Source organism: Saccharopolyspora griseoalba (genome assembly GCF_042665275.1).
Classification (GTDB): domain Bacteria; phylum Actinomycetota; class Actinomycetes; order Mycobacteriales; family Pseudonocardiaceae; genus Saccharopolyspora; species Saccharopolyspora griseoalba.
On the sequence record NZ_JBHTCJ010000029.1, the window covers coordinates 1 to 7,945 of the forward strand.

Below are 7,945 nucleotides of genomic sequence, written 5' to 3' on the forward strand. Positions count from 1 at the left end.
CCGGCGCCTCCGCCAGCAGCGGATCCACCCGGTACTGGTCGCGGCACCGCTGCCAGGACAGCGCGATCTCCGGCCGCACGCCGCGGATGTCGTCCTCGCCCCGCACGAAGCGCTCCCACGCCCCGTACACCGTCGTCCTGGCCCGATCGCCGGACTTCCGGTTCAGCCGGTTCATCTCTGCCATGTGTGAGACCGCCTTTGGTCTTTGCCAGCCCGGAACGCACGCCCGGTCAGCACACCGCTCGTGCCGCTTCGCGTGCCGGGCCGGACCGCGTCGCTGCTCGACGTTTCGCACACGGACCGCTGGTCTGCTGGAAACGCGCCAGGACGCCCGAGCCCGGCAGGGCCAGCGCCCGTTCCCCGGTCTCCGGCCTCCCCGACGTCGCGCCGAAAACTACGCGCGCCCGGAATTGCCGGGCAAGCGGACCGCGACGACCGCCGACGAACCCCGCACGAACGGCGGCAACGCGGAAACCAGCGGTGAGCGGTGCCACCCTCCCCCGACGGCAGGATCCCGCCGGAGGAGGCCCCGCTGGAAGCCCCCGCGCAGCGCGGACCTGCGGGGATCGCGGCGGGGCATCAGCGCGCGGTGCGCGCCGAGCCCGCCTCGGGAAGCTCGGCGTCGCGCCGGCCCGCGGTGCCCCCGACCAGGTCCGCCACCGGTCCCCGCGGGCGGCGGCGACCCGGCTCCCGGTCGCCGCGACCGCCCGCGGGCTGCGCGGGCGGGGGAACGAGGTGCCCGGTGGCCTCCAGCACCGACATCCACAGATCGCCGTCCGGATCGACCTCGTTGCGATGGCTGATGATCAGCGGCATGGGCACGTGCACGAAGCGCCGCCGCCAGCGCACCACGGCCGTCTCCGTGCGGCCCGCCATGGCCGCGTGCACCGCGGCGTAGGCCAGGCGCAGGCAGTACACGCTGTCGTAGGCGTTGGCCGTGACGCTGCGGATGGCGTAGCTCGGGTCGATGTAGCGCACCGTCGGAGCCAGGCCGACGTCGGTGAGGTGCGCGGTGATCGCCTCCCGGAGCAGCACCCCGATGTCGCCGAGCTTGGCGTTGCCGGAGGCGTCGGTGGCGTCGCCGAGCAGCCCGCGCTCCCGGAGCAGGTCCTGTCCCGCTCCCTCGGCCACGACGATCACCACGTGGCCCTTGGCCCGCACGTGCTGCTCGACGCGGGCGAGCAGTCCGTCCGGCCCGTCCAGGACGAAGGGCACCTCCGGGATGAGGACGACGTCGGCGGCGTTGCGGGCCAGCGAGGCGTAGCAGGCGATGAACCCGGAGTGCCTGCCCATGAGCTTCACGATCCCGATGCCGTCCGGGCTGGCGGCCGCCTCGACGGCCACCGAGGAGATGAAGTTGGCCGCCTGCGCGAAGGCGCTCTGGAACCCGAAGGACTGGTCGGTGTAGGGCAGGTCGTTGTCGATCGTCTTCGGCACGCCGATGACGGCGATCTCGTGGCCGCGCCTCCTGATCGCCGCGGCCAGGTTGGTCGCGGCGTTCATGCCCCCGTCGCCACCGATGACGAACAGGACGTCGATGCCGCGCAGGACGAGGCTGTCGACCATCTCGTCGGCGTCCTGCGCACCGCGGGAACTGCCCAGGATGGTCCCGCCGGCGTTGTGGATGTCGCGGACGCGGTCGGGCGTGAGATCGATGGTGTCGTCGCGGCGCGCGGCGGTCATGCCGCGGAAGCCGTTGCGGAAACCCAGGATTCGCCGCACCCCGTAGTGCACGGTGAGCTCCTGGACCAGGCCGCGGATGACGTCGTTGAGGCCGGGGCACAACCCGCCGCAGGTCACGACGCCCGCCGTGACCTGCGCCGGGTCGAAGTAGATCTTCCGACGCGGTCCGGCGGCCTCGAAGCTCGGCAGCTGCTCGGGCCGGACGTCGTGCTCGGCGAGCATCGACACGGTGTCGTCGAGCAGGACCCGGTCGCCCTCGGCGACGTAGTGCGGCGAGGTCCGCTTGGCGGCGAGCATCTCGGAGAACGGCGAGTCGTAACGGCACTCACCGAGGTGGCGAACGCGCAGGTCGTCCAGGTGCAATGTCACCGGATCTCCTCAAACGTGACGGCCGTGCCGCATGGCCGGCGGAACGGGTGCCGCGGGGGCCGGCGCGCGACGTCGTCGCGCGCCGCCCGCCCGCGGCCGGGGCGTGCGATCAGCTGTTGCCGGGGACCACCCGCGGGATCGAACCGAAGGTCGTGTGCGAAACCCGTCGCACCTCGCCGTTGGAGATCAGCAGGGACTCGGCCAGCACCGAGCCCTTGGACTCCCGCGGCCGGCTCAGCAGCGATCCCCCGCTGACCCCGGTCGCGGCGAACAGGGCGTCGCCGCCCACCAGCTCGTCGCAGGTGTAGATGCGGTCGAGGTCCATGCCCGCCGCGCGGATGGCGTCGGCTTCCTCGTCGCGCTGCGGGGCGAGGCGGCCGAGCATGTCCCCGCCCAGCCCGCGCACCGCCGCGGCGGTCATCACGCCTTCGGGCGTGCCCCCGATCCCGAGGAGCAGATCGGCGTCACCGGTCGGCAGGAGCACCTCCAGGCTCCCCCCGACGTCGCCCTCCGCCGGGGTGTGCACGGCGGCGCCCGCGATCAGCAACCGCGCGATCAGCCCCTGGTGCCGCGGCTTGTCCATGACGACCACGCGGAGCTCGCCGACCCGCTTGCCGAGCGCCCGGGCGACCTTCTCCAGCGTGTGCTCGGGGGCGTCGGTGAGGTCGACGACGCCCTTGGCGGCGGGCGGGACCACGATCTTGTCCATGTAGAACCCGGGCCCCGGAGACCACAGGGTGCCCGGCTCGGCGAAGGCGATGGTGGCCATCGCCCCCGGGAGGTTCTTCGCGCAGAACGAGGTGCCCTCCAGGGGGTCCACGGCGATGTCGAAGTCCGGCCCGAGGCCGTTGCCCACGGTTTCCCCGTTGAACAGCATCGGGGCCTGGTCCTTCTCGCCCTCCCCGATCACGACCGTCCCCCGCCCGGGGGCATCGGCCAGCACGCGGCGCATGGCCTCGGTCGCGGCGGCGTCGGCGGCCTTCTTGTCGTGCCGGCCGACCCAGGCGTGGCTGGCGACCGCGGCGTCGCGCGTCGCGGACAGGGCCACCGCCTCCAGCACGTGGACATCGGTGCGGGTTCGGGTCGCGACCTCGGTTCGGCGCTGCATCTCGGGCTCCCTTGCACTCGTGTGTTGCCTCGTCCGCGGCAGCGGGCCCTGCGAAGACCGCGCTCCCCGCGCGATGTGCGGTTCGAATCGGCGCGAATCCGCGACCACGTCACTCCAAGTTCGCGTGGAGGCGCCACAACTCGCGCGCCTGAGTCCCGCTGGAGCGCCACAGGGCGTGGAACAGCGCGTCGGTGAGCAGCAGGACGGACTGCTCGAACAGGCTCCCCGCGTACTGCGCGGAGGTCGTGCCGTCGAAGTCCTGCTTGTCCGCGGCCGGGATCACCAGGATCTCGGTCGCGGCCTTGGCCAGCGCCGATTCCGGTGCCGTGGTCAGGGCGACCACGTTCGCGCCTTGGCTGCGCGCGGTCTCGGCCGCCCGCACGACCCGCGAGGTGGTACCGGAGCCCGAAGCCGCCACCAGGACGTCTCCGGGCCCGATCGCCGGTGCGGTGGTCTCGCCCACGACGTGGGTCGACAGCCCGAGGTGCATGAACCGCATGGCGGCCATCTGCAGCGCGAGACCGCTGCGCCCGGCGCCGACGGTGAACACGGCCGGTGCCTTGAGCAGCAGCTCGCCGGCGCGGGTCCACGCCGCCGGCTGGACCCCCTTGCGGACCTGGTCGACCTCGCTGCTGATCGCCATCGTCGCGAAGTTGAAATGGGGAGGGTTCAGCTTGTCGCCGAGATTCTCGTTGGCGGTGTTCGTCGCTGCCATTTGAGCACGCTCCACTGGTCGGTCGGATTCTTCTCCGCGCCGCGCGCACCGACGCGCGGAATCAGGTGGAAATCGTCGAAATCGATGTTCGTCGAGGCGATCACCGGGCGTGAGATCGAGTTCTCGTCGGATTCCTCGACCGCCCCGCGCTGATCTTTCCCTCGATCCCGCGGTTTTCCACCGCGGCCAGGACGCTTAACGGGTTGTGAGACTGCACGGATCTGTACGTCTGGTCAACACAGCTCGCACGAACAGCCACTCCGGTCGTACGAACGGTTTTGGAATGCGCTCAAGCGGATCGGCGGGAATTCGCGCCGCGATCGCGTTCCGGCCGGAGCCGCGGCCTCCCGCGTTGGAGGGCGGCGACCCCGATCCGGCCGCTGCCGGTCCGGAGCCGCCGCCGGTCCGGTGCCGCCGAGCCGATCCGCAGCGTCCCCGAGGGGCGCCGGGTCATCGCTGCTCGCGCGGGTGCGGGCGCGGGCGCGGGCTCACCGACCTCCACCACCTCGGTCCGGTTCGCCGCGCGGAGGGGCCTCCTCGACGAGTTCGCGATCCGGCGAGAGGTGGCGCCCGGATCGGTGCGCGAGGCGTCGCCGGTCATCTGGAAGGCCTGGTACCCGCTGCCGCCGAAGTCCTCGTCGCGGCGCGCGCAGCTGCGGCACGGGTGGGGCATCCAGCTCGTCGCGGTAGTCGCCGAGGTCGAGCGGGTTCGAGCAGTACGCGCAGCGCAGCGGGCACGCGTAGGTGAGCTCGGCCAGCAGGCCGAACGGCTCGGCGGGGCATCGGTGCTGGTCATGTTCGACCTCCGCGGATCGCTCGGCGGCGAGCTGAGCCGGGGTCCCGGCTGGCGGGCTCCCGGGCACGTGCTCGCCCGGCCGCAGGGGGCCGCGAGCACCGGTCTTCCCGGCGCCCGCGGCCCCCGCGGTCGCGCTCGCTCAGTTCTCGGCCTGGGCGACGTACATCGTCACCTCGGCCGCGCACCCGATCTCGACGAACCGGGGCGGTTCCCACTGCGGGGTTCCGGACTCCATGTCTGCACCTCCTTTCGCGAACGGCGAGGTCTTGCCTGATCCCAGGGATTGATCGCGGCCGGTTCCACCTACCGGCCCGAGCACCGCGCGGAGGCGGGGCTCGCACCGGGGCGCACCGCACGACGGGGTCGACCGGCGTGCACGGGTGATCGAGCGTTCGAGGCGCACCGGAACGCGCGACCACCGGAGGATTCGAAGACGTGCCCGGCGATCGGCGCTCTTCGGCGAGTTCGCGTTCGGCCGCTTCGGGAGATCCGGGAGTGCCACCGGGATTCGATCCGCGGTTGGCGCCGCCGCAGCATACTTCGACGTTCGCGGGGAAATCAACACGACTTTCGCGGCCGCATCGGAAATGCCACCTGCACGCGCGTTCTGACCGTCTGTGCTCCGCAGACATCCGTTCGTTCGGCCCAGGTTGACCCAGACGTACAGATCCGTGCAGTGTCGAAGACCGCTGCGCGTTCTCGTTCCGGGCGAAACTGCCGGTCCGAGAACGGGCGGCCGCAAGGCATCGACGAGCGGCACCCGACGAACGAAGTCGCGATCCACCGACCATTCCGGCGGGAATGCGGAAAGAATCGTCCGGTTCCAGGTCGTCCTCCCGCACCCGAAGCGCCGCGGATCTCGATACCGGCGATGGTGCGGAAATCCCGGAAGCCGCCGAGCACCACTGATGAGGAGAATACCGTGAAGCTGCAGGTTGCATTGGACGTCGCCAAACTCGACCAGGCGCTGACCCTGTCGCGCCTGACCGCGGACTACGTGGACATCCTCGAACTGGGCACACCGCTGATCAAGTCCGAGGGCCTCGACGCGATCACCGCGATCAAGGCCGCGCACCCGGACAAGCTGGTCTTCGCCGACATGAAGACCGCCGACGCCGGTGAGCTGGAGGCCGACCTGGCCTTCTCGGCCGGCGCGGACCTCATCACCGTGATGGGGGCCGCCGACGACGACACCGTGCGCGGAGCCGTCGCGGCCGGCGAGAAGCACGGCAAGGAGGTCGTCGCGGACATGATCACCGTGGTGGACAACCGGGTGTCCCGGATCCGCGAGGTCTCGAAGATGGGCGTGTCCTTCGTGGAGATCCACGCCGGTCTGGACGAGCAGGCCAAGCCCGGGTACACGATCGACACCCTGCTGGACGACGGGCGGCAGGCCGGCGTCCCGTTCTCGATCGCCGGTGGCATCACGGGTGATTCCATCGCCTCGGTGCAGGCCGCCGGAGCGACCGTGGCCGTGGCCGGTGGGGCGATCCGCAGCGCGAAGGACCCGGCCGCGGCGGCGAAGGCCCTCAAGGCCCTCATCCGCTGACCGGGTCCGCCGAGGGCCGCAGGTGGTGTGGAAGGGGCCGGCGCACTTCTCCGCGGCCCCTTCCAATCGTCGACGGCCGGCGGGACGCAGCGATCCCGACGGACGCCGAATTCGAGGAATCCGCACGAACGACCCGGAGGAGCGCTCCATGGCCGAAGAACCGGCTAGCGCGCCGCGCGCAGATCCGCGGCATTCGGCGCCGAGCTGGGCGCTGACGGAGCCCGCGATCGTGGGCTCCGTCCTCGGCGCCGACTACGCCCGCCTCGGCGAGGAGGTCGCCGACCTCACCGCCGCGGGCGTGGGCCGCATCCAGTGGGACGTCATGGACCGGCGCTTCGTCCCCAACCTGACGTTCGGCCCGGACGTCGTGGCCGCGTGCCGCGGGCACAGCGATCTGCACTTCGAGGCGCACCTCATGGTGCAGGAACCGGATCCGCTGCTCGCCGACTTCGCCGCGGCCGGGTGCGGGACCCTCATCGTGCACGCGGAGACGTGCCCGCACCTGCACCGCACGCTCGCCCGGATCCGCGATCTCGGTTGCCGGGCGGGTGTCGCGGTCAACCCCTCAACCCCGCTCGGCTTCGTCCGGCACCTCCTCGACCAGCTCGACCAGGTCGTGATCATGACGGTCAACCCCGGTTTCGGCGGCCAGGACTACATCGCCTCGATGGAGGAGAAGGTCGCCGAGCTGCGCTCGCTGGTGGACCGCTCCGGAACGGCGGTGACGATCGAGGTGGACGGCGGGATTTCCCGGAGCACCGCGCGGAGGGCCTGGTGCGCGGGAGCCGAGCTCCTCGTCGCCGGTTCGGCCGTGCTCGCCCACCCGGACGGGAAGCGAGCCGCGGTGGCCGAGCTCCACCGCGCCGTGGCCGCTCCGGCACCCGCGTCGTGATCGGCTCGATCGGTCCGCCGGCGCTCCCGGGCACCGGCGGGGCGAACGGCGGTGCCGAAACCCGGTGAGGCCTCAACGGTCGGGGCTCGACCGCAACACGCCTAACCACTCCACCCCGATCAGGTATCGCTCGAAAAACCCTTGAATTTCGCCCCGACCGAGGTGGGTGAGCGCTCGCGCGACGTCGGGACGGCATCGCGCGGCGGTGTCGTCGAGGTGCGAGCAGCGGAGTCCACCGAGGACTCGCGGCAGGAGAGAGGTGACGTGGCATGCAGGACGACGACGAGACCGAGCTGCGCGAAGCGCAGCGCAGCTTGTTGCGGGACGCCGCGGCCGTGGTGCGGCGGCGGTACGCGCGGAACGCCGGCGGCGACCGCAGCTTGCCCCCGGCCCTGGCCGAAGGGCTGGCCAACTTCTTCGAGGGCGTCTCGAGGTGCGAGGCGCCCTCGCACGACGTCGACCGCGACGAGGCGATCGCCTTGGCCCATCGCCTGATCGACGACGACCATCCCGAGCGCTCCCGGCTGTGGCCCGCCTAGGCCGCGTTCGAGGCGCTCGGCGGGCTGCCGCGTCCGACGGCGTCCCGGGAAAGACCACGAGCAACCGAGAGCATCAGGAGTGCGCGTCCATGATCGCGAACGAATCGACCGCAGGCCAGCGCGTGAGCGACGAGCTCGACCGCTTGACCACCAAGCGACTGCCCGACGACTGGACCGAGCTCGATCAGCGTGCGGTGGACACCGCCCGCGTGCTGGCCGCCGACGCGGTGGAGCGCTGCGGCAGCGGTCACCCGGGCACCGCGATGAGCCTGGCGCCGGCCGCCTACGCGCTCT

Annotated in this window: 9 protein-coding genes and 1 pseudogene; 4 read left to right on the forward strand and 6 right to left on the reverse strand. The window is 71.9% G+C overall.

Going from position 1 to position 7,945, the window contains the following annotated elements:
* The 6 genes and pseudogenes from ACFQRI_RS26995 to pqqA all read right to left on the reverse strand — a co-directional run.
* Positions 1–184: pseudogene (locus ACFQRI_RS26995) on the reverse strand (DNA-binding protein); the annotation flags it as partial.
* 395 nt (positions 185–579) lie between these two features.
* The gene (locus ACFQRI_RS27000) at positions 580–2,052 is read right to left on the reverse strand and encodes an ATP-dependent 6-phosphofructokinase (protein ID WP_380673469.1); all 1,473 of its coding nucleotides are present in this window, start codon (positions 2,050–2,052) and stop codon (positions 580–582) included.
* Between the two features lie 109 nt (positions 2,053–2,161).
* Complete coding sequence (gene glpX / locus ACFQRI_RS27005; RefSeq protein ID WP_380673471.1) at positions 2,162–3,160, reverse strand: class II fructose-bisphosphatase; 999 nt, start codon at positions 3,158–3,160, stop codon at positions 2,162–2,164.
* Between the two features lie 109 nt (positions 3,161–3,269).
* The gene (hxlB, locus tag ACFQRI_RS27010; RefSeq protein ID WP_380673473.1) at positions 3,270–3,803 is read right to left on the reverse strand and encodes a 6-phospho-3-hexuloisomerase; all 534 of its coding nucleotides are present in this window, start codon (positions 3,801–3,803) and stop codon (positions 3,270–3,272) included.
* Positions 3,804–3,829: 26 nt separating this feature from the next.
* On the reverse strand, positions 3,830–3,979 hold the full coding sequence (locus tag ACFQRI_RS27015) for a hypothetical protein (RefSeq protein ID WP_380673475.1): 150 nt from the start codon (positions 3,977–3,979) through the stop codon (positions 3,830–3,832).
* Positions 3,980–4,810: 831 nt separating this feature from the next.
* Positions 4,811–4,906: a pyrroloquinoline quinone precursor peptide PqqA gene (gene pqqA, locus ACFQRI_RS27020; protein ID WP_380673477.1), complete on the reverse strand. Its 96-nt coding sequence runs from the start codon at positions 4,904–4,906 to the stop codon at positions 4,811–4,813.
* 687 nt (positions 4,907–5,593) lie between these two features.
* On the opposite strand from pqqA, the gene hxlA reads away from it, so the two are divergent.
* The 4 genes from hxlA to ACFQRI_RS27040 all read left to right on the forward strand — a co-directional run.
* Positions 5,594–6,220: a 3-hexulose-6-phosphate synthase gene (gene hxlA / locus ACFQRI_RS27025; RefSeq protein ID WP_380673479.1), complete on the forward strand. Its 627-nt coding sequence runs from the start codon at positions 5,594–5,596 to the stop codon at positions 6,218–6,220.
* A gap of 148 nt (positions 6,221–6,368) precedes the next feature.
* The gene (rpe, locus tag ACFQRI_RS27030; RefSeq protein WP_380673481.1) at positions 6,369–7,112 is read left to right on the forward strand and encodes a ribulose-phosphate 3-epimerase; all 744 of its coding nucleotides are present in this window, start codon (positions 6,369–6,371) and stop codon (positions 7,110–7,112) included.
* 269 nt (positions 7,113–7,381) lie between these two features.
* Positions 7,382–7,651 (forward strand): hypothetical protein, encoded by a 270-nt coding sequence (locus tag ACFQRI_RS27035; RefSeq protein WP_380673483.1) that lies wholly within the window; start codon positions 7,382–7,384, stop codon positions 7,649–7,651.
* A gap of 89 nt (positions 7,652–7,740) precedes the next feature.
* On the forward strand, positions 7,741–7,945 hold a 205-nt coding region (locus ACFQRI_RS27040; RefSeq protein WP_380673485.1), incomplete at its 3' end, for a hypothetical protein.